Raw genomic sequence first — 21,111 nt, forward strand, 5'->3', positions numbered from 1 at the left:
GCGTATGACGACGGGCAAGAGTGAAAAAGCAGGTGACCGGTCGTCATAGGAGGTGTATGACGACCGGCAAGAGTGAAAAAAATTGGACCGGTCGTCATAGGAGGCGTATGACGACGTGCAAGAGCGAAAAAGCAGGTGACCGGTCGTCATATGAGGCGTATGACGACGGGCAAGAGTGAAAAAGCAGGTGACCGGTCGTCATAGGATGTGTATGACGCCCCGCAAGAGTGAAAAAGCAGGTGACCGGTCGTCATAGGATGTGTATGACGCCGTGAAAGAGCGAAATAGAGGGTGACCGGTCGTCATAGGAGGCGTATGACGCCCCGCAAGAGTGAAAAAGCAGGTGACCGGTCGTCATAGGAGGCGTATGACGACCAGCAAGAGTGAAAAAGCAGGTGACCGGTCGTCATAGAGGCGTATGACGCCCCGCAAGAGTGAAAAAGCAGAGGCCCGTTCGTCATACGAGGCGTATGACGACAGGAAAAAGTGAAAAAACAAAGGATATCAGACATCATAGAAGCTATATAAAGTCCTATAACATGCTTTCCATATCTCCAGTCCGGATTCTATTTCACCAAAAAACACCAAAAACAACCCGAAAACACAACAAAAAACCAATAAACCCCCAATTAAAGTACCCAAAAGATTTCTCCCACCCCAAACCCCCCCCATACTGCACCTCTCATATAAATTTTTTTGAATATTCCATTCTTGGCACGCTTCTTGCATCTATCAGCATTGAGAATAAAAACATTATTTACAAAGGGGAGAATCAACCGTATGCAATGGCAACTACAAAAACGAAATAAATCAAAATGGATGATGCAGTATTTATTAATTTTCTGTCTGCTTTTTCTTGCAGCGTGTAGTTCAAACACAACAAGCAACAACACTAATAATCAACCAGACCAAAACACAAATGAAAACAATACCCCAGAAGAAACAGCAGAACCTAGTGGCGAGTTAACAGTAGGTATTGAAGCAGAACCAACATCTTTAGATCCGTTCAACTCAACAGATGGAAACTCTGCGACTGTTCAGAGTACGATGTTTGAAGGCTTCCTTCGTTTTGATGAGAAGATGAACCTTATACCTGTTCTTGCAACAGAATACAACTTTAATGAAGATGCGACGGAAATTACTTTCACCTTGCAGCAAGGAGTTAAGTTTCATGATGGGTCGAATTTTAATGCAGAAGTGGCAAAGGAGAATCTCGACTTTGTCCGTGATGCGGAAAATGGCTTAGCTCGTGCATCTTTTTTCTCTTTTATCAGTGAAGTGACAGTAAATGATGAATACAGCATTACTATTAAATCCGAAGAGCCTAATTCTGCCATGGCATCTTATATGGCGCATTCTTCCGCATCTTTTAAATCAACGGATGAACTGAAGAAGAAAAAGGATGACCCTGACTATAATCTTGATCGTACCCCTGTCGGTACAGGTCCGTTCCAATTCCAAGAGTGGAAAGACAGCGAGCAGATCGTTGTTACAAAGAATGAAAACTACTGGAACGCTCAAGAAGAGCCAAAAGTTGAAAGCATCACTTTCTTGCCTATAGTAGAAGCAAGCACTCGCGTCAATAAGCTGAAAACAGGAGAGGTAGATGTGATCTTCCCAATCCCAACGCTTAATGCAAAAGAACTTGAACAGGAAGAAAACGTTGATCTATATGTGGGATCATCTACAAACGTTTTCTATATCGGAATGAATTTTCAAGAAGAGAAATACCAAGATCTAAAAGTTCGTCAAGCAATGAACCATGCAGTCGATAAGGATGGGCTTATTGCACAGATTGCAGACGGATATGCACAAGTAGCAGATTCCGCTATCGCTCCTGCTGTTTACGGATATGCAGGGCAAAATGTATATGAACATGACAAGGAACTTGCAAAAGAATTACTGAAAGAAGCAGGGATGGAAGAGGGATTCAAAGCAACATTATGGACAAGAAATACTACGGAATTCGTTTCTGTTGCGGAGTATGTTGCCATTCAATTGAAAGAGATTGGCATAGATGTGGAAGTACAGGCATTTGAAAGTGGAACCCTTTTTGAAATGTTAGATGCAGGGGAAAAAACGGATCTTTGGATTGGACGCTGGTCACCGGGTACAGGTGAGGCTGATTATGGATTGCGACCAAACTTTGCATCTGATCGTGTACCGCCAAACTTCAATAACTCCGGCTTTTATATTAATGAAGAATTGGACGGCCTGTTTGACGATGCCCTTCGTACGCCTGATCAGAATCAAGCATTATCCATTTATGCGGATGTTCAAATGAAAATTTATGAGGATGCTCCGTGGGTATTCTTGCATATTCCAGACACCATCATTGCAAAAGGGAAAGATGTAAATGGTATTTATGTTCTGCCTTCAGGGGGAGTACATCTGAATTTAGTAGAAAAACAATAATAGAAAATGGACTCATAGGAAGAAAGCCTATGAGTCTACTCTTTATAAGAAGAGGTGGACTGCATGATTCAATTTGCAATCAGAAGAATTATTGGCATGATTCCTATTTTACTTATCATTACCATTATTGCTTTTTTGTTTGTGCACTTAACTCCCGGAGATCCGATACGCATCATGTACGGAGCGGAGTTGGATCAGGAAACGTACCAAACGTTGAGAGAGAAGGAAGGTTTTGATCAACCGCTTATCGTCCAGTACGGAACCTATATGTATAACATGTTGGTACATGGAGACTTTGGGTCCTCCTACCGGACAAAAACGGAAGTGTCTTCTGAAATTATGAGGCGGTTTGGTTTTACATTCACTTTAACGATGCTTGCAATGTTTTGGGCAATCCTTATTGGGATTTTTGTCGGGATCATTTCTGCTACGAAAAGGAATACAGTGTGTGACCGACTTGGAATGGTTTCAGCTATTACCGCGCTAAGTGTCCCTGAATTCTGGTTCGGTCTGATGGTTATGCAAATATTTGCTGTGCAGCTTGGGTGGTTTCCGACAAGTGGAAGCGGAACATTCGCTCATATTTTCCTCCCATCCATCACGCTGGGATTTGGAGTTGCAGCAACAATTGTAAGGTTTACAAGGTCAAGTGTATTGGAGGTAATGCGGGAGGACTATGTAAGGACTGCCAGAGCAAAAGGACAGAAAGAATCGGTTGTAGTATGGAGCCATGTGCTTAGGAATGCACTCATCCCGGTTGTGACCATGACAGGACTTCAGTTTGGATTCCTTATAGGGGGAGCGGTAGTAGTGGAACAGGTATTTGCTTGGCCAGGACTTGGGTCATACCTTGTCGATTCCATTCTCGCAAGGGATTATCCGGTCATTCAGGCACTGATCTTACTGTTCTCTTTTCAGTTTTTAGTAGTCAATCTATTAGTGGATATTAGTTACGGATTTCTGAATCCTCAGATTAGATACGATTAAAAGTAAAGGAGACAAAACTATGAGCAAAAAAATGCACACCTCGTATTCTCCTTTCAAGGTGTTCCTTCATAAATTTATTAAACAGCGATTTGCTTTTGTCGCGTTTATCATTGTTGCTTTCATCGTACTTGTTGGCGTTTTTGGGTCGTTAATTGCCCCTTTTGATCCGTATCGCCCTGTCACACTTCAATATGAAGAAAAAGGCATTGAATCAGAGAATTTAACAAGTCAACGAGTAGAATTTAATGGGATGTTAAGTGATGGAAGTACCATTGCTGGTTCCGAATTAGTAAGGGTCAACGTTGAAAGCGAAGATAGACGAATTGCTTCCATCAGAAAAATGACAGATGGTGTCACGATAACAGCCAATACTTCTGGGAGTACCAACACAACCATTGAAAGTGAGGGAGTTCGGTCCCAGATAGGAGTCATCGTATCAGATGACTCGGAAAAAATAAAGACAAGCATTATTCGGATAGAAGCCGAACAGCCCAATGAAATAATGGATAGTGGAGACAGATATTCCATTAATGTAAAGGCGATTCTTTCCGATGGGAGTTCCATCAATGGCATAGATGAAATAAATACTTTTCTATTGGATGGCAAGGACGAAAAAGAAAGTAGCAATCGAGGAAGTGGCTTTGTGTCAGCCGGAAGTTCTGAGGCTAGTGATGGAGGTATCGAATTCCTGTCACTTGATGAGGAGCTTGCAACTGTATCCAATGAAGGGCTTGTCACGTTAAAAGGACAGGGCGATGCGCTCATTCAAGTTGTAGCGGGTACAGTGTCCTCGGTCGTGCATCTTCCGGTAGGGGTTGAAGAGATTACACCTAAGCTGGTTTCTATTATACCAAAAACAGCAGAAGTGAGTTTAGTAGACATTTACAAGCATCAACCACCTTCTTCCCTTCATTTTTTTGGAACAGATCACCAGAACCGAGATATCTTCAGCAGAGTGGTCATGGGGACAAGAGAAACACTTATAATCGGTTTCGTTTCGGTTGCCATCGGAGCAGTGATTGGTACAGCACTGGGATTGATAGCCGGCTATTATGGTGGGAAAACAGACAGTTTGATTACCCGTTTTACTGATATTCTTCTAGCATTTCCTGGGATTTTACTCGCAATCGCTGTAATTGCCTTCCTCGGTGCAGGTCTAACAAATATTATTTTTGCCGTGGCAGTCTTCACCATTCCTATTTTTATCAGAATTGTGCGGGGAAGTACGCTTGCGTTAAAAGAAATGACTTATGTGGAAGCGGCACAATCAATTGGAGTTAAGGATAGCGTGATTATCATGAGACACATATTCCCAGGTACATTGTCAGTAGTAATGGTGTATTTAACGATGCGGATTGGTGTGGCGATCTTGATTGGTGCAGCACTAAGCTTTCTCGGACTTGGAGGAGACATTACTGCTCCTGAGTGGGGCTCTATGTTAAGTGCAGCTAAGGACAATAGTGGAAATGTGTTTCATCCGACGTTCTTTCCGGGGCTGGCGATTGTTATTACCGTTCTAAGTTTTAATATTTTAGGAGATGGATTGCGGGATGCGCTTGATCCGAAGTTAAAAGAGTAGGAGGTGGCAACATAGATGGAAAAAGTGCTTGAAATAAAAGGTTTAGAGGTTAGCTTTAAAAGTGATGGCAAGCAGTTGAAAGTGGTAAATGGGATATCCTTTGATGTTCATAAGGGAGAAACGCTTGGCATTGTAGGGGAATCTGGTTGTGGAAAGAGTGTTACGTCCCTTTCTATCATGAGGCTTTTGCCCTCGCCTCCAGGAAAAATAACAGGTGGATCCATCCACTACCAAGGAGAAAATCTGTTAGAGAAAAAAGAAAGGGATATGCGGAAAATTAGAGGTAACGAGATTTCTATGATTTTCCAAGAGCCGATGACATCTCTTAATCCTGTCTTTACTATCGGTAAGCAATTGGACGAAGTGTTGCTTTTACATAATGAAATCACAAAAAAAGCGGCACGAAAGAGATCAATAGATATGTTGAAACTAGTGGGGATACCTCGTGCAGAACAAATTTACGATGCGTATCCTTTTGAGCTTTCCGGTGGAATGCGCCAGCGTGTAATGATTGCCATGGGCCTTGCTTGTCAACCAAAGCTGTTAATTGCGGATGAACCGACAACGGCCTTGGACGTAACCATCCAGGCGCAGATCCTCCATCTAATGAAAGATTTGAAAGAGAAAACCGACACGGCTATTATGCTGATTACCCATGATCTTGGAGTGATTGCAGAAATGTGTGACAGGGTCATTGTTATGTATGCAGGAGAAATCGTGGAGGAGACGGATGTAGATACATTGTTTAATAACCCTAAGCATCCATATACGATCGGATTGCTACAGTCGATTCCAAAGCTTGGGGAAAAACGGGACAGACTTCGTTCTATCCCGGGACAAGTACCATTGGCTGGGACTATTACCAAAGGGTGTCGTTTTGCTGATCGCTGCAGTAAGGCGATTCCGTTGTGCAGAGAAGAGGACCCAGAGCTGCTAGAAATCAACAAAGGTCATTCCTGCCGGTGCTGGCTTCACGCAGATAGGAGTGTAACGGTATGAATAAACCATTGTTAGAAGTAAAAAACCTTAAGATTTATTTTCCAATCAAAAAAGGGATAAGACAAAAGGTTGCATCTTTTGTAAAAGCAGTAGACGGTGTTTCCTTTACGATAAATGAAGGGGAGACGCTAGGTTTGGTAGGGGAGTCCGGTTGTGGGAAATCAACAACTGGACGAGGAGTTGCTCAGCTGCTAAAAGCGACAGAAGGTAAAATACAATTTCAGGGGGAGAGTTTGCGCGAACTTTCGGTCAAAGAGATGCGAAGCAGGCGCAAAGACATGCAACTGGTCTTTCAGGATCCATATGCATCCCTTAATCCTCGACTGACAGTTGAACAGATTTTGGCGGAACCGTTAAAGGCACACGGAGTAGAAAGAAACAAACGACGAAAATTAATGGAAGATATCATGGAGGTATGTGGTTTGAATAAAAACTACCTTCATCGATATGCCCATGAATTCTCAGGAGGTCAAAGGCAACGTATAGGAATTGCCCGGGCACTTATTTTAAAGCCGAAATTAATTATCGCGGATGAACCGGTCGCGGCTCTAGATGTATCCATCCAAGCACAAATCCTAAATTTATTAAAAGATTTACAAGAAGGGTTTGGGCTGACCTATCTATTTATCTCCCATGATTTAAGTGTTGTTCAACATTTATGTAATCGGGTGGCGGTGATGTATTTAGGTAGAATCGTAGAGATAGGAGAAGCGGATAAAATTTTTGAAAAAAGGCTTCACCCCTATACGGAATCATTAATCGATGCCATTCCTATCTCCAATCCAAGAGAGCGGAAGGAAAGAATTATTCTTCAAGGCGACGTGCCTTCTCCGGTGGAACCGCCAAAAGGTTGTGCGTTTGTAGGGAGATGTCCAAAAGTAATGGCGCAATGTCATACCGAACGTCCTGAGTTGTCAGAGCACTCGGATGGTCACCATGTCGCCTGTCACTTGTATTCTCTGGAAAATAAAACACTGGAGGTATCCTCATGCTCAGAAAGCAGTGGAAACGTTTAACAAAGATGCTTGCTGTTTTGCTATGTGGTGCTTTATTATTTCCTACAACAAGCGGTTATGCAAAGCCTTCTCATGTCCATGATACAGATTTGAAGAAACTGCTCGTGCTTAACGGGCAGTTAGAAGGTGAGTTTAACGCAGAGGTTAAAGATTATACGGTGAAAACGGATAAAGACAAACTATTGTTGTGGATTGCTCCTGTTGCTGTTAATGCTAAGGTAGCAGTAAATGGAAAAAGAGTGAACCATCGCAAAATAGTGAAAGTAAAGGTGCCGTCTAGTAAGGCGAGGGTACAAATTGATGTTGCGACTCGTAAAGGAATAAAAACAACTTACACACTAGCTGTTGAAAAAGGTCCAGATTATGATTTGAAAGATGTGACGCTCTTTCAAAACGGGGATGGCTCCCTTATACAAGATTATCAATTGGGCTTTCAAAAAGCAGATGTGATGGATGGTGTAAAGGCTTATTTGATGTTCTACTCCAAAAAAGACTTTTATGAAGTTTGGGACTATATGGAAGGACTAACTCCTGAACAAATAGAACAGCATCTAACCTCACAGGATGAAGGGGAGAATAAGGATAAACTCTTTAAGATTACCAATCTGAACTATGCAGACGGAGGAGGGAATACCTTTCGTTCGGGGCAGTTGGATGTATTAACCGGAAAGCCTTTAAATGTAGGCGATTATCATGCATATGCAGCAACGCTCGGAGAGGATGGAATATTGGGAATGACAGAGGCAGACCGAACCATCAGCTTAAACCCTTATCCTACTAAAGTAGAATTGCTGGGTAACGGAGGAGAGATTGAAAATTATTCAGTGACTTTTGAACAAGCAGATGACGAAAAAATCACTCACTATTTCTTATTTTACTCTTCAAAAGGACTGACAAAACTGGTGGAGCCCATTATTAGTGCAGAGAATTTAGAGTCTCTTGAAGAGTTAGAACGAGAAAATAGAGGGAAATTACTTTCTGTAAATGAGATGGAAAATGAACAAATATTTTTTGCTCCTAATCAAAAGACAATTGAGGGAGACACATTAGGCAATGGCTTGTATTATGCTTTTGTAACAGCAGTGAGTGAAGTAAAAGTGCTTGGCTCTAGTAAATCTCTAAAGATGATTAATACGAATTCTATGCCTGTACCTTTAGAAACGATCCGGGATGGTGCCGGGACCTTGCTCCCCGCTGGTGGTGCCACGGGGGATACGGATGAATATTTCCATGCTATTCGAGAAGCGGCAGGTGTCGAGCGTCCGAGAATCGCCATTTTTAATAGTTCAAGAGATTCAGTAGACGTAGCGTATGACCATTTTCACCTAGATGATGGACCTTATTTGGCTCTTGAAACCGAGTTTAGGAACAGAGGGTTTGAGCCGGTTTATATTCCATTGGCAGTAGACACGTTCCATTTTATTTCTAATGATGAGTATTTTATTAATCTTGTGAAAAGCAGCCATGCTGTAATGCTTCAGGGTGGGGATCAGATGAAGCATGCAAGGTCATTGCTTGAAGATGATGGAACGACCACTCCGCTAATGGAGGCCATCCGATATGTGTATGAGAATGGCGGCGTGGTAGCTGGTACAAGTGCAGGTGCACATGTCATGAGCAACCCGATGTTTGGTGTGGGGAGAAGTTTTGAAGCGTTAGTCAATAATGATACGGAAGTAAAAACCATTGCTGATGTCCCATTGACTGGTTTTCTGGATGCTAGCAGCAAAGACAATAATTTTCAAATACCAGGGCTTGGCCTTGTTGAAAACATCTTAACCGACACGCACTTTGATATGCGTGGTAGACTCGGACGTTTGCTTGTTGCAATGCGAGATACAGGGCATGAAATTGGAGTGGGCTTGGATGAAGGAACAGCTCTTGAGGTAAAAGGTGATATCGGAAAAGTAGTAGGAGAGAATGGTGTTTGGATTCTTGATGCAAGTGATGCAATCTTCAATGAAAAAGGCAAAGCTCCTGGGTTTGAAGTAGATGATGTTACGGTACATTATTTGACTGAAGGAGATACCTTCAATATGGTCACAAAAGTAGTTATTCCTTCTGAAGATAAACAAAAAGTGGATCGAAGTGACGCCACTCCTTTTCAAAGCTCGAACCTATTCAGAGGAGAATATGAATCTACCAAATCTCTGCTCTCTTTTGCAAAAAGTACAGAAACTGAACAGGTGACCACTGTAAAAGGTGATGCAACTGAGCCAGTTTTTGCGTTACAATGGAAAAAGGGAAATATTTCTAGATACTACCAGAGTGATGGGAACTACGAGCCTAAAGCCTTAGCTTCTTATAAAAAAGGAACGGTTACAAATATTAGCTTATCACTTTGGGTGCAAAAGGATGAAAACTGAAGGAGACTTCTTACATGATTAAGTTATTGAAAAACGGGACCGTTTACAGTCCTGATTATCTAGGAAAAAAAGACATATTAATTGTCGATAAAAGAATTTCGGCAATAGAGGACAGCATTCAATTTGAAGAATCAGCCCATATAGAAGTACTCGATCTTACAGGCCAGTTAGTTGTGCCAGGATTCATTGATAACCATGTCCACATCATGGGCGGCGGTGGTGAAGGCAGTTATCGTACCCGCACCCCTGAACTTGTGTTGTCGGATGCGATTAAAGGAGGAATCACCACCCTAGTTGGCGTTATTGGGACAGATGGTACCACACGGACCATGACAAGCCTCATAGCTAAAGCAAAAGCGTTAAAAGAAGAAGGAATTAGTTGCTATGTTCACACTGGATCCTATCAAGTTCCTGTCAAAACACTAACAGGAATGGTGGAAGACGACCTCCTATTAATCGAAGAAATTATTGGAGTTGGGGAGATAGCGATTGCCGATCACCGTTCTTCTGTTCCAAGTTACGAAGAAATTGCAAAAATTGCTGCAGCTGCAAGGGTCGGTGGAATGCTGTCTGGCAAAGCAGGAATTGTGAATATGCATCTAGGAGACAGTGTTAGCAAGCTATCGATTTTAGAAGAAGTTATGGAAAAAACAGATATCCCAATCCGTCAATTCTTACCTACACATATTAATCGCAATCGTGAGTTGTTTGAAGCGGGAATAGAACATGCGAAAAGAGGCGGCTATGTAGATTTTACCACTTCAAGTATAGCTAAATTCCTCGAACAAGGTGAAACGAAATGCAGTGTAGGTTTGAAAGAGATGCTAGATAAAGGAGTGCCAATCCGGCAGATTACTTTCTCTTCAGACGGGCAGGCAAGCTTGCCGGAGTTTGATGAAAATGGAGAATTTATTGGTTTGCAATTAGGAAGGGTCACATCACTATATAGAGAAGTGAAAGACGCCATTTTGGAAGAAGGGGTACTACCAGAAGATGCATTGAAAGTTATTACAGAGAACCCTGCTAAAGTGTTGCGCTTAGCTTCTAAAGGAACACTTGAGGTAGGAAAAGATGCCGATCTTGTAGTTTTAAATGAATCATCCTTTGAAGTCGAGTCTGTTATCGCACTTGGACAAAAAATGATGTGGAAGAAAAAACTGCTTGTAAAAGGAACATTCGAGTAAGCTATAATAGTAGAAAAACACTGTTGCTCGATAGGACAGTGTTTTTCTATAGATGGAGGTATGCGGGGGATGGGGATCAAAGCAAGAGAACTTACACTATTAGCTGGGTCAGAAGAAACAAGGAGAACACTTGATAACCAATTGAAAGAAATCATCGGCGATTTTATTCGAATTCGCAGTTATTCCGTTGATGCCCACAAAGTAACCAAGGTACACAATCAACTCATAATTTTATCCTCCTATTTAATAGAAGAGGAAGCCAAAGAATATATCGGAGACAATTGTACAGTTCTAGTCGCAAGGCGAATTGTTAACTTCCTTAATATTGATAAAATTTACAGTGTTGCAAGAGGCGAAAAAGTACTATATGTAAACGACTTTCCAGAAACGGTCCAGGAAGCGATCTCCTCCTTCGAAATTCTCGGAATTAATCATCTACAATTAATCCCCTATTTCCCTGGCAAAAAGGACGAACAGCAGGTGAAAATTGCGATTACCCCAGGTGAACTTGACCTCGTACCTCCATATGTACAAGAAGTGATCAATATAGGTCCAAGGCTTATCGACATTACGACTATTATTACGATATTAAACAGGCTGGGTCTTTTAGAGGAAAAACAGGATCAGGTTTCTAGCAAATACATAAGTACTATTACAAGATTGAGTAAAAGATTAGGGGACGCAAATCAGGAAGCGAATAAGATTAGTGATCACCTGAAAAAAGTGGTGAATGGTGTAAATGACGGAATATTGGCTATTAATCAGGTTGGAAGAATAACAGTCTTCAATGAGATAATGGAACGTTTTCTTCTAATTCCATTGAAGAAGGCCGTCGACAGACATGTTCGCGATGTGATAACCGATCGCAATCTTTATGATTTCATCATGAACAAACGTGAGGAAGAAGCAGACGGTTATTTTACCATCCATTCCATGAGTTTTATGGTCCATCGATTTATGATAGATCCACAAGGTACAATAGTGGTCACTTTTAAGGATTCGAGTGAAACAATTGAAATGGAAAAGCAATTAAAAAGAGAATTAGTGAAAAAAGGGTTCTATGGAAAGTATCATTTTGTGGATATTGTGGGTAGTCATCCAGAATTACTTCGAACTAAGGAAATAGCCCATAAGCTTGCTAAAACTGAGCTAACCATTCTCATACAAGGGGAGAGTGGTACAGGAAAAGAGTTGTTTGCAAGCTCGATTCACAATGCTTCTCCCCGAAGCAATGGACCTTTTCTGGCGGTTAATTTTAGTGCCCTTCCAGAAGACTTAGTAGAAAGTGAACTTTTCGGATATGAGGAAGGTGCATTCTCTGGTGCAAAAAAAGGAGGAAGAAAAGGGCTGTTTGAACAAGCAAACGGGGGTACCATTTTTTTAGATGAAATAGGAGATATCAGTTTGAAGGTCCAAGCAAGATTACTCCGAGTCCTGCAAGAAAAGGAATTGCTTCGCATAGGTGGGAACAAAATTATTCCGGTGGATGTTCGGGTAGTAGCAGCCACCAACAAGGACTTGCTGTTTTTAATGGAAAAGGGGAAATTCAGAGAAGATTTATATCATCGTTTAAAAGTCTTATTCTTACAGCTTCCTGCGCTCCGTAAGCGGAAGGAAGACATCTCACCCCTTATTGAACATTTCATTCATCAAAGTAATCAACCTTCCATAAAACTGGAATATGAAGTATTGCAGAAACTCAAGGAATATGATTGGTACGGTAATATTCGTGAACTGAAAAATACACTAGATTATATGCTTGCTGTGTGCGAAGAAAATACGATAAGGGTGGAAGATATACCAAATGAAGGATTCTTTCAGCAGACTAGAAGGAATGTAAAAGAGGTAGCATCTACTCTGGAAGTTGAGGAACTTCCATACCTTCAAAAAGATTTAAATGAGGAATTAAGTAACATAGTAGAAATAATCTATCAATTACAATCGTCTGGGGAAACAGTCAGCAGGATGAAACTATCGGAAGCAACAAGAAGCGGTAGGAGGTTCTTAACTGAACAGCAAGTAAGGTCAAGGCTTGAAACGTTAGAGAAAATGGGGTTAATTGAGAAAAAGCGGGGGAGACAAGGGACAAAGTTAACTGTATTCGGGGAAAAAACCTTTCATATAAGAAAGAGGCAGTAAGTGGAGTGAAATATCCACTTACTGCCTTTTTTAAAGGTTGATTTCCGTTCCAGGCGCTTCGCTTGCCTGCGGGCGATACGTGAGCCTCCTCACTCCATTGGGGGCCACTGAAAAAGTCCTTGATTTTTTTAAGTTGTTTAGACTCCGCTGTTGATTTCCGCAAATGGCTTCGCTTTCCTAGGGGCGCTGCTGGAGCCTCCTCGGCAAGCCTGCGGGGTCTCCACCTAGCGCTATCTCCCTCAGGAGTCTTCGCCTTTTGCTCCAATCAACAGCTAGGAATCATTAAAAACTTTACTGTATCAGTTTTTTAGTGGCCTTCTACGGTGCGGGGTCTCACCTGTCCCTTCATCCCGAAGGCATCTACGCGCCTTCCACTTCAATCAACGGAAGTCTATAATACTTAAACTCTTCTCTAGACACCCATTTTTCTTCTGGTGTTGCTAGGTTTTTTTGTTTGTTGGCTTTTCATTTTTTGTGTTCCTTGTCCACTATTAAAGTTGCCTTTGCCACCTGCTGCCTGCTTCTTTTTATTTTCTAATTGCTTTTTCATCGCTTCTTGCAGACTTATTTTTTTTGGTTCATTACTTTCTGTCATATAGCTTCCTCCTAATGGTCCATATTAGTAGATTTAGTATAAACCATTTCAGCAAAGAAAGGTAATAAGAATTTATTGGGTTTTATTAAAATGAATATAATTCTGAAAATGGAGAAAGTATTTAATTCAATAATAATTGTTGAAACTATTTTAGTATAGTGATAAAGTTATAAAAGTATTATATAACACTTGCTTTTAATTATTGTCGGACTGTAATAACAACTGTCTGATAGATAAAAATATTTAATAGGAAAACTTTAAAGCTTTTCTATTAAATATTTTTATTGATAAACAAATATTGGAAGCGCTACCAATATCGCAAGTGTTGAATCTTAATGAAAAGGTGTGAACATCATGATAGACATCATTATTGAATGGAGTAATAATATCCTTTGGTCATATGTTCTTATTGCTTTATTGGTTGGCCTGGGGATTTACTTTTCTTTGAAATCAAAATTTGTTCAATTTACACAGGTAGGTGAGATGTTTCGATTATTGAAAGAGAGCCCGACATCTAATGAAGCAAAAAAGAGAGTGTCGTCCTTTGGTGCCTTCTGTATCAGTGCGGCAACTCGAATAGGTACAGGTAACCTTGCTGGTGTTGCGATTGCCATCTCTCTTGGCGGTCCTGGCGCTGTGTTTTGGATGTGGGTGGTTGCACTGTTCGGTGCATCCTTAAGTTTTATTGAAAGTACGCTTGCACAAGTATACAAGGTAAAGGATAAGAGCGGATTCAAAGGTGGACCAGCCTACTATATGCAAAAGGCAATGGGAGCACGTTGGATGGGTGTTTTATTTGCTGTCTTGATCACATTCTGTTTTGGGTTAGCATTTACGTCGGTTCAGGCGAACACCATTGCCGTCGCGTTCAACGAAGCATTTGGAGTGAATCGCTTAGTACTAGGGTTAGTACTTACGGCAATTGTAGCGATGGTAATTTTCGGAGGAGTAAAAAGAATTGCCAAAGTTTCACAGGTCGTTGTGCCGGTTATGGCTGTTTCTTATCTGTTATTGGCCCTATATGTCATTGTGATTAATATTGGGGAAATTCCAGGATTAATCGGTGTGATTATCTCGAGTGCCTTTGGTTTAAACGAAGCAGTAGCAGGTGGTATTGGTGCTGCCATTATGAATGGTGTAAAACGTGGACTGTTCTCGAATGAAGCTGGTATGGGTAGTGCACCGGTTGCAGCGGCAACTGCTGACGTAAGTCATCCTGCCAAACAAGGTTTCATTCAGACGCTAGGAGTATTTGTTGATACCATACTAATTTGTAGTGCAACAGCCTTCATCATACTGCTGGCAGGAATACCTGGTGGAGAAGAAATGGAAGGAATTGAGTTGACACAGGTGGCGCTAGCTGAACATGTTGGGCCTTGGGCGAGTATCTTTATAGCGATTGCGATATTATTATTCTGCTTTAGTTCCATTATTGGAAACTACTATTATGGAGAATCTAATATAGAATTTATTAAAGAAAGCAAAACAGCAATTATGATTTTCCGTTTTGCAGTTCTTGGTATGACAGTCTTTGGTTCAGTAGCTAGCCTGAGCATGGTGTGGAACCTTGCAGATTTATTCATGGCATTGATGGCAATCACTAACCTAATAGCATTAGCCTTTATTGGAAAAATTGCTCTTGCTGTATTAAAGGACTATCTGGTTCAGCGTAAAGATGGAAAAGATCCTGTATTCTATGCTAGTAATATCGAAGGATTAGAAAATACGGAATGCTGGGAAGATGAGTCACCTAGTGTGGAGGAAAAAGGTGCTTAAATATAAGATGCAGCTGCAGGATCGATGTGGTCCTGTGGCTTTTTTCTTTATTTAGCTGAATAATAACGTGAACATTGGCGACGAAAGCTATTTATTTTCCAAAGTGGCTGTTTTATTTTCCATTCGCCAAAAATACGAGCCGTAACCACTAGTTTATTTTCCAAAACACAGAAAATACTTTCCAAAAACAAAAAATACATGCCGTTCGATCTTTCCTCCTAAAAATCTTCCATACTTATAATTCAATTAAGAAGGTTTTTATTCATCTATGAAGAAGAGTATAAGAGAGAAATTACATAGGGGATGAAAAGATGGAAGAACTATTATTTAAGCAAATGCAGTTCGTTCGAAAGAGAACCATTGCGGCTCTTGATGCCACAACAGAACAATTAGCAGATGAGATGCCCGGAAATGTGAAAAACTCAGTCCGATGGAATTTGGGGCATATTTTCGTCTCACAAGATACATTGCTCTATCCGTTTCTTGGGGAGGAACACCATGTACCAAAGGATTATCTTGAATTGTTTGCAAGAGGTTCAAGCCCCCATCAATGGAAGACAGAGGTTCCTACTTTGCAAGAAATCAGGAACTATTTAGTTGAACAGCCAAATCGTATTCAAAAAGAATTTACAGGTAAGCTGGAAGAACCTATTCAACAGCCATTCAAATTGGGAGAATATGAGCTGACAACGCTTGGGGAGTTGCTGAACTTTTCTATTTGGCATGAAGGGTTGCATCAAGGTGCAATTAATACAATCAAGCGGGCAGTCGGGACAGAGGATCTTTGGAGCAAGGTGGAAGAGGAAAACCAGCCGGTATAACAACTAGTTAAGTAGGGTGTGGCTTATATAGTCACACCCTATTTTTCAAAGTATGCAAGTAAGTGTATTAATATAGAAACAAGTGTGGTAGAATACTTTTAATTCAAGATATTTAAATTCGAAACAAAAAATTAAGGAGGATCCTATATATGAAACACTTCCATCAAAGTCCTGCCACTTTTGTGCAGGAAGTCACGATAAATGTAGAAAACCTTCAACGTTCCATTGCTTTTTATACGACTATAATTGGTTTTAAACTTATAGAACAAAAAGAATCACTAGCGGTATTCTCGGCGAATGGCCAGACTCCCTTGTTAACGATAGTCCAACCGAAGGAGATAAAACCAAAGCAGCAACGCAACACCGGTCTCTATCATTTTGCACTTCTTTTACCATCAAGAGCAGATCTTGGTGGCATTTTCCATCATTTTATAGCCCATGGTGTCCGCCTCCAAGGGGCCTCAGATCACCTTGTAAGTGAGGCGCTGTATTTGACGGATCCAGACGGAAACGGGATTGAAATTTATAGGGACCGTCCGAAAGAAGAATGGAAATGGAATGGATCAGAAGTAGAGATGGCATCGGTTGCTCTTGATGTAGAAAACTTGTTAAAAGAGGGTGAAGACACCGTATGGGAGGCTTTGCCTAAAGAAACAGTCATGGGACATATCCACCTTCACGTTTCTGAACTGAAAGATACAGAGCAGTTTTATACAAACGGGCTCGGGTTTGAAGTTGTTACTCGATATGGGGCAGAGGCTTTGTTTATCTCAACGGAAAGATACCATCATCATATCGGTTTGAATACATGGAATGGAGTAGGAGCGCCGGCACCGGAAGGGAATTCTGTAGGTCTTGTATGGTTTTCATTGGTGTTTTCAAATGTAGACGAGAAACTGGCGGCAGTTGATAGGTTGAGATCATTAGGCTATAGAGTAGAGATTTGGGATGGCCAACACTTCGTACAAGATCCTTCAGGCAATAAGATTAAACTTGTTTAAACAGGCTTCAAAAAAAGTTTGTTAATTATATTGCAAACTAAAGATGACATCATAAAAAAAAGAGCTGAAGGTCAAATTTCCTTTAGCTCTTTCTGGTAATAATAAAGCTCATCAGCAAGCTTAAAACCTGCTTTTTGATATAGGTGTATTGCTGAACTATTGGTTGTATTCACACACAGTTGTAGTTCTTTTATCTCTTCAAATGAGAAAATCCAAGAAACCGCTATTCGTAATAGTTCTGTACCTATGTTTTGTCCACGATAACGTTCGTCGACTGCAAAGAACTCAATACTTGCTTCAGAAAATTGAGGTTCAACCTCTACATAAATGTACCCGGCTAATCTTCCTTCTTTTTCTACGTAAAATACTTTCCTATTTTCACTAATTCGGTTAAGAATTTGTTCTCCGCTATAATATGTATCAGGAAAAACCAAGTTGTGCAGGAGAGTCATCTGGCTGTAGTGATGCTCAGGCAGTAAAGGTAACGTAGAATGTTGGGTTGTTATTAAGTCGTTTCGTCTCAAACTCAAGATAGCCTGTTCGCTTTGTTTTGAAAAGTTATAGGTGGTTGCGGATGCGACTGCTAGTTCATTTTTTTTGTTGGGAAACATGCACAGTTTCTCTATTGATGATGGAATGAGTTGCATCATTTGGTTAAATAAAAGGTAGCCTTGTTCATGTTGATTACCTTCTATAAAAGGGCCCCAAACTTCTGCTGATTTCTGCTCGAAATCAGCTTCAAACCCAAGTACCCCAATCAATGCTTCTTCCTCATAGGCTACTATGAAAGCTTTTTCGAATGGTATATCTGTAAAATCATTTCTCAAAGAGGAGGCTATCTCCTCTGGTTGCCGCCCGCAATATCCAATGTGGCTTTGGGCTTGTCCGTTAAGCTTAGCAATAAAAGCTGCCACTGTTTCCAATGAATCTCTAGAAGGAAAGAGCATAATTGTTTTATTCATTTCATTCCACTCCCTAATAAAAAGTCCGGAGTGTGCACGGCTCCGGGACTTGTTAGACTATTACAAATTATAACACAAATTATTATCGATTTATGAGGTTTCGTACCCCTCTATAGATTAAGGCAAGTGAGAATACTAGAACGGTAATGACGCCAAGAATACTAGTGATTGGCTCAAGAGCAGCAAACGTTCCTGTCATTGGTACTCTAAGAAGCGCAAAACCTGCTAGCATGGCAGCGAAAAACAGAATAATTCTTTCCATATAACACCCTCCTTTCCCTTTGCTATCACTATATGTGTATAGGCTTAAACTTGTCAGCGCTTTCAGAAAATTATTTTTCACATAAAAATAGAGTTGAAATCAATCATATGATTTCAACTCCATTTTCCATTTAGTTTATTTCAAGTGGTCGTAAACTTGCTTCGATTTCTCCTCTTTTTGGTTCTAAAAACGGAGGAAGTGAAAGCTTTTTACCCATTGTTTCTAAAGGCTCGTCTGCACTGAAACCAGGAGTGTCTGTGGATAGTTCAAAAAGAATCCCATTAGGTTCTCTGAAGTAGAGTGCCTTAAAATAATATCTTTCTACTTCTCCTGAGTTTGGAAGGCGGGTTTCTCTTATGCGTTGAACCCATTTTTGAAGCTCCTCTTTGTTTGGAACGCGGAATGCAACATGATGTACCCCACCCCGCCCAATTTTTTCTGCAGGAAGATCAGGTCTAGTCTCAATATGAATTTCTGCTCCCGGCCCTCCTGCACCTGTAGTGTAGACTTCAATGGCAGGAAAATCCCCTTTAAGAGAAGGATATGATCCTCTATGCTGAAACCCAAGCACATTGGTTAAGATGCTTGTGGTGGGCAAAGCAGATTTAACCGTCAACGTTACAGGTCCAAGTCCAAGAATGGCATGTTCTGTCGGAATGTCTTTCTTTCTCCATGGAACACCTGCTGGTACACCCTTTTCTCCGTTATCAGCCGCTAATAATAATTTTGTTCCTTCGTAATCTTCAAATGCTAACGTGTCCCTGTCTCCACGTTGTTTTATTTCTTCTTGTTTTATGTTGAGTGTCTGAAATCTCTGTTGCCAAAAGCGAAGTGATTCGGTTGTTGCCACCCGCAGGGAAGTGGAAGAAATGCTCGAAACTCCTTCATGCGTTCTCCCTAGACCAGGAATATCGAAAAAGGTGATCTCTGTTCCCGGATTGCCTTCTGCATCTCCATAAAACAGATGATAAGAGGAAGTGTTATCTTGATTGACGGTCTTTTTTACAAGTCGCATACCAAGAACCTCTGTGAAAAAATGATAATTTTTTTCTGCTTTGGCAGTTAATAAAGAAACGTGGTGTAAACCTAACAGTTCCACAGGTTATCACTCCTATATAAATTTTAATTTAACTTAAAATATCTTGAATTCGAGATAATTATATCATGGCTTCTTCATATTCTCAACAGAAGAAAATTATTAGAAAAATACAAATTTTTTATGTGTTTTTCTGCATTTTTATTGCTAAATTTCCTGTTTCAAAATATATTTATTATATATATATGTAGGAGAGTGATGAGAACTTGGATAGTATACCCTATGACTCGATAATTTTATTAGGGGCATTGTTAATATTATCAGGATATTTTTCGGCATCTGAAACGGCTATTACGAGCGTAAACAAAGTGCGACTTCGTAATCAGGCAGACAACAATGCAAGAGCAAAACGCTCATTAAACATGGCAGAAAACTTTGATCAAAGTGTTTCTACAATCCTAATAGGTAATAATATTGTCAACATAGCAATGGCAGCAATAGCAACAAATATTGCTACGCAACTATACGGCCCTGATGGCAGTACATTAGCAATTACGACAGCAATTATTACGATAATAGTCCTTGTTTTTGGGGAGATTTTGCCGAAATCTTTAGCAAAACAATATGCAGAAAAATATTTACTTGTAATATCTGCTTCTTTAATGACAGTCATGAAACTCTTTTATCCAATAACATGGTTGTTCGTCCAATTAAAAGTAGGAATCAAAAAACTTCTTGGTGCAAATAAGGAGGAGCCTACTGTAACAGAAGAAGACGTCATAGCGATGGTGGAAATTGGAGAAGAAGAAGGGACTTTTCTCACACAAGAACGAGAATTACTGCACAATGCAATTGCGTTTGATGATATTGTTGTGAAAGATATCCTTACGCCAAGACCTGATGTAGTAGCCATCTCGGATGATACGTCTATTGAAGAAATTAAAGACATTTTTATCAAAGAGCAATATTCACGCTTACCTTTATATCAAGGGTCTATAGATAATATAATCGGAGTGATTTCACATAGAGATTTCTTTGCCCAATATGTGCAGAACCCAAACTTTTCATTAAGAGAAATTTCACGCAGTCCATTCTTTGTCATAGGTTCTGCCAAAATATCCAACCTTCTTAAAGAGCTCCAGACTTCACAAAATCATTTGGCCATTGTTCTGGATGAGTATGGTGGAACTGCAGGTATTATCTCAATTGAAGATATTATAGAAGAGATTGTCGGAGAAATTTGGGATGAGCATGACGAAAATGAAAACTTGGTGGAAGTCCTCGATGAATTAAAATTCCGTATGGATGGCCGTCTTCCTGTGGAAGAATTCACAGAACTGCTTCAACTTGAAGTAGCAGAATCCACCGCTAATACGTTAGGTGGCTGGATTTCAGATATGCTCGGCTATCTTCCGAAAAAAGGTGAAAGAGTGGAGTGTGAAAGCTTCGTCATTCACATAGAAGAAGTGAAAAAGCACCGAATCCAAAAAGTAGTTGTCGAGAAAAATGTAGATATTGTCTTCTCTGCGTAATATTTTTTAAAGCCCTGGTATATGCCAGGGCTTTTTACGTGTTAAGTATTAGTTGCAGGATCTTTGAGGATTTGTGGGGAGTTCAGAGATTCAAAGGCGTGAATGAGGACATAGTTTAGAGGTTTTGATGTTTATGGGGAGTCATGGGGGGGTTCAATGAGGACAAAGTTTAGGGGTTTTGATGTTTACCGGTAGTCATAGGTGTTCAATGAGGACAATGTTTAGTGGTTTTGATGTTCACCGGTAGTCATAGGTGTTCAATGAGGACAATGTTTAGTGGTTTTGATGTTTACCGGTAGTCATAGGGATTCAATGAGGACAATGTCCAGTGGTTTTGATGTTTACCGGTAGTCATAGGGGTTCAATGAGGACAGTGTTTAGTGGTTTTGTTGTTTACCGGAAGTCATAGGGGTTCAATGAGGACAGTGTTTAGTGGTTTTG

The 21,111-nt window shown here is 40.6% G+C and carries 16 protein-coding genes; 12 read left to right on the forward strand and 4 right to left on the reverse strand.

Going from position 1 to position 21,111, the window contains the following annotated elements; all coding sequences use genetic code 11:
• Positions 1 to 780 precede the first annotated feature (780 nt).
• From AAV98_RS18460 to AAV98_RS18495, 8 genes are all read left to right on the forward strand, one after another.
• Positions 781 to 2,415, forward strand: coding sequence for a glutathione ABC transporter substrate-binding protein (locus AAV98_RS18460; protein ID WP_060666985.1), 1,635 nt, complete (start codon positions 781 to 783; stop codon positions 2,413 to 2,415).
• A gap of 63 nt (positions 2,416 to 2,478) precedes the next feature.
• A complete protein-coding gene (nikB, locus tag AAV98_RS18465) occupies positions 2,479 to 3,402 on the forward strand; it encodes a nickel ABC transporter permease (RefSeq protein ID WP_060666986.1) in 924 nt (307 codons plus the stop codon).
• Between the two features lie 19 nt (positions 3,403 to 3,421).
• Complete coding sequence (locus AAV98_RS18470; RefSeq protein WP_060666987.1) at positions 3,422 to 4,981, forward strand: ABC transporter permease subunit; 1,560 nt, start codon at positions 3,422 to 3,424, stop codon at positions 4,979 to 4,981.
• A 15-nt stretch (positions 4,982 to 4,996) separates the two neighbouring features.
• Positions 4,997 to 5,980: an ABC transporter ATP-binding protein gene (locus AAV98_RS18475; protein WP_060666988.1), complete on the forward strand. Its 984-nt coding sequence runs from the start codon at positions 4,997 to 4,999 to the stop codon at positions 5,978 to 5,980.
• Positions 5,977 to 6,996 carry an ABC transporter ATP-binding protein gene (locus AAV98_RS18480; protein WP_060666989.1) on the forward strand — a complete coding sequence of 340 codons (1,020 nt, stop codon included), beginning with the start codon at positions 5,977 to 5,979 and terminating at the stop codon, positions 6,994 to 6,996. Before AAV98_RS18475 ends, AAV98_RS18480 begins: the two co-directional genes overlap by 4 nt.
• Complete coding sequence (locus AAV98_RS18485; protein ID WP_060666990.1) at positions 6,969 to 9,362, forward strand: cyanophycinase; 2,394 nt, start codon at positions 6,969 to 6,971, stop codon at positions 9,360 to 9,362. Before AAV98_RS18480 ends, AAV98_RS18485 begins: the two co-directional genes overlap by 28 nt.
• Before the next feature lie 14 nt (positions 9,363 to 9,376).
• Positions 9,377 to 10,546, forward strand: coding sequence for a beta-aspartyl-peptidase (gene iadA, locus AAV98_RS18490; RefSeq protein ID WP_060666991.1), 1,170 nt, complete (start codon positions 9,377 to 9,379; stop codon positions 10,544 to 10,546).
• A 69-nt stretch (positions 10,547 to 10,615) separates the two neighbouring features.
• Complete coding sequence (locus AAV98_RS18495; RefSeq protein WP_060666992.1) at positions 10,616 to 12,685, forward strand: sigma-54 interaction domain-containing protein; 2,070 nt, start codon at positions 10,616 to 10,618, stop codon at positions 12,683 to 12,685.
• Positions 12,686 to 13,097: 412 nt separating this feature from the next.
• Here AAV98_RS18495 and AAV98_RS18500 read toward each other — a convergent pair whose 3' ends face one another.
• Positions 13,098 to 13,280, reverse strand: a complete 183-nt coding sequence (locus AAV98_RS18500) for a hypothetical protein (RefSeq protein ID WP_060666993.1) — start codon at positions 13,278 to 13,280, stop codon at positions 13,098 to 13,100.
• 354 nt (positions 13,281 to 13,634) lie between these two features.
• On the opposite strand from AAV98_RS18500, the gene AAV98_RS18505 reads away from it, so the two are divergent.
• The 3 genes from AAV98_RS18505 to AAV98_RS18515 all read left to right on the forward strand — a co-directional run bounded on the left by AAV98_RS18505 (position 13,635) and on the right by AAV98_RS18515 (position 16,878).
• Positions 13,635 to 15,056: an alanine/glycine:cation symporter family protein gene (locus AAV98_RS18505; RefSeq protein ID WP_060666994.1), complete on the forward strand. Its 1,422-nt coding sequence runs from the start codon at positions 13,635 to 13,637 to the stop codon at positions 15,054 to 15,056.
• Between the two features lie 311 nt (positions 15,057 to 15,367).
• Positions 15,368 to 15,877 (forward strand): DinB family protein, encoded by a 510-nt coding sequence (locus tag AAV98_RS18510; RefSeq protein ID WP_060666995.1) that lies wholly within the window; start codon positions 15,368 to 15,370, stop codon positions 15,875 to 15,877.
• Between the two features lie 149 nt (positions 15,878 to 16,026).
• On the forward strand, positions 16,027 to 16,878 hold the full coding sequence (locus AAV98_RS18515; protein WP_060666996.1) for a VOC family protein: 852 nt from the start codon (positions 16,027 to 16,029) through the stop codon (positions 16,876 to 16,878).
• Positions 16,879 to 16,949: 71 nt separating this feature from the next.
• Here the strand turns inward: AAV98_RS18515 and AAV98_RS18520 are convergent, their stop codons facing one another.
• From AAV98_RS18520 to AAV98_RS18530, 3 genes are all read right to left on the reverse strand, one after another.
• Entirely contained in the window at positions 16,950 to 17,840 is an 891-nt protein-coding gene (locus tag AAV98_RS18520; protein WP_060666997.1) for a GNAT family N-acetyltransferase, read from the reverse strand.
• A gap of 82 nt (positions 17,841 to 17,922) precedes the next feature.
• The gene (locus AAV98_RS18525) at positions 17,923 to 18,102 is read right to left on the reverse strand and encodes a hypothetical protein (protein WP_060666998.1); all 180 of its coding nucleotides are present in this window, start codon (positions 18,100 to 18,102) and stop codon (positions 17,923 to 17,925) included.
• Between the two features lie 130 nt (positions 18,103 to 18,232).
• Entirely contained in the window at positions 18,233 to 19,201 is a 969-nt protein-coding gene (locus AAV98_RS18530) for a ring-cleaving dioxygenase (protein WP_060666999.1), read from the reverse strand.
• A gap of 203 nt (positions 19,202 to 19,404) precedes the next feature.
• On the opposite strand from AAV98_RS18530, the gene AAV98_RS18535 reads away from it, so the two are divergent.
• On the forward strand, positions 19,405 to 20,670 hold the full coding sequence (locus AAV98_RS18535) for a hemolysin family protein (protein ID WP_060667000.1): 1,266 nt from the start codon (positions 19,405 to 19,407) through the stop codon (positions 20,668 to 20,670).
• Positions 20,671 to 21,111: the final 441 nt, after the last annotated feature.

Origin of the sequence: Bacillus sp. CHD6a (assembly GCF_001293645.1) — a bacterium.
GTDB lineage: Bacteria > Bacillota > Bacilli > Bacillales > Bacillaceae_I > Sutcliffiella_A.

What these genes read in the sequence shown, in the direction of transcription:
- AAV98_RS18460 (WP_060666985.1), top strand. Translation starts at nt 781, where the DNA reads ATGCAATGGCAACTACAAAAACGAAATAAATCAAAATGGATGATGCAG.
- nikB (WP_060666986.1), top strand. Translation starts at nt 2,479, where the DNA reads ATGATTCAATTTGCAATCAGAAGAATTATTGGCATGATTCCTATTTTA.
- AAV98_RS18470 (WP_060666987.1), top strand. Translation starts at nt 3,422, where the DNA reads ATGAGCAAAAAAATGCACACCTCGTATTCTCCTTTCAAGGTGTTCCTT.
- AAV98_RS18475 (WP_060666988.1), top strand. Translation starts at nt 4,997, where the DNA reads ATGGAAAAAGTGCTTGAAATAAAAGGTTTAGAGGTTAGCTTTAAAAGT.
- AAV98_RS18480 (WP_060666989.1), top strand. Translation starts at nt 5,977, where the DNA reads ATGAATAAACCATTGTTAGAAGTAAAAAACCTTAAGATTTATTTTCCA.
- AAV98_RS18485 (WP_060666990.1), top strand. Translation starts at nt 6,969, where the DNA reads ATGCTCAGAAAGCAGTGGAAACGTTTAACAAAGATGCTTGCTGTTTTG.
- iadA (WP_060666991.1), top strand. Translation starts at nt 9,377, where the DNA reads ATGATTAAGTTATTGAAAAACGGGACCGTTTACAGTCCTGATTATCTA.
- AAV98_RS18495 (WP_060666992.1), top strand. Translation starts at nt 10,616, where the DNA reads ATGGGGATCAAAGCAAGAGAACTTACACTATTAGCTGGGTCAGAAGAA.
- AAV98_RS18500 (WP_060666993.1), bottom strand. Translation starts at nt 13,280, where the DNA reads ATGACAGAAAGTAATGAACCAAAAAAAATAAGTCTGCAAGAAGCGATG.
- AAV98_RS18505 (WP_060666994.1), top strand. Translation starts at nt 13,635, where the DNA reads ATGATAGACATCATTATTGAATGGAGTAATAATATCCTTTGGTCATAT.
- AAV98_RS18510 (WP_060666995.1), top strand. Translation starts at nt 15,368, where the DNA reads ATGGAAGAACTATTATTTAAGCAAATGCAGTTCGTTCGAAAGAGAACC.
- AAV98_RS18515 (WP_060666996.1), top strand. Translation starts at nt 16,027, where the DNA reads ATGAAACACTTCCATCAAAGTCCTGCCACTTTTGTGCAGGAAGTCACG.
- AAV98_RS18520 (WP_060666997.1), bottom strand. Translation starts at nt 17,840, where the DNA reads ATGAATAAAACAATTATGCTCTTTCCTTCTAGAGATTCATTGGAAACA.
- AAV98_RS18525 (WP_060666998.1), bottom strand. Translation starts at nt 18,102, where the DNA reads ATGGAAAGAATTATTCTGTTTTTCGCTGCCATGCTAGCAGGTTTTGCG.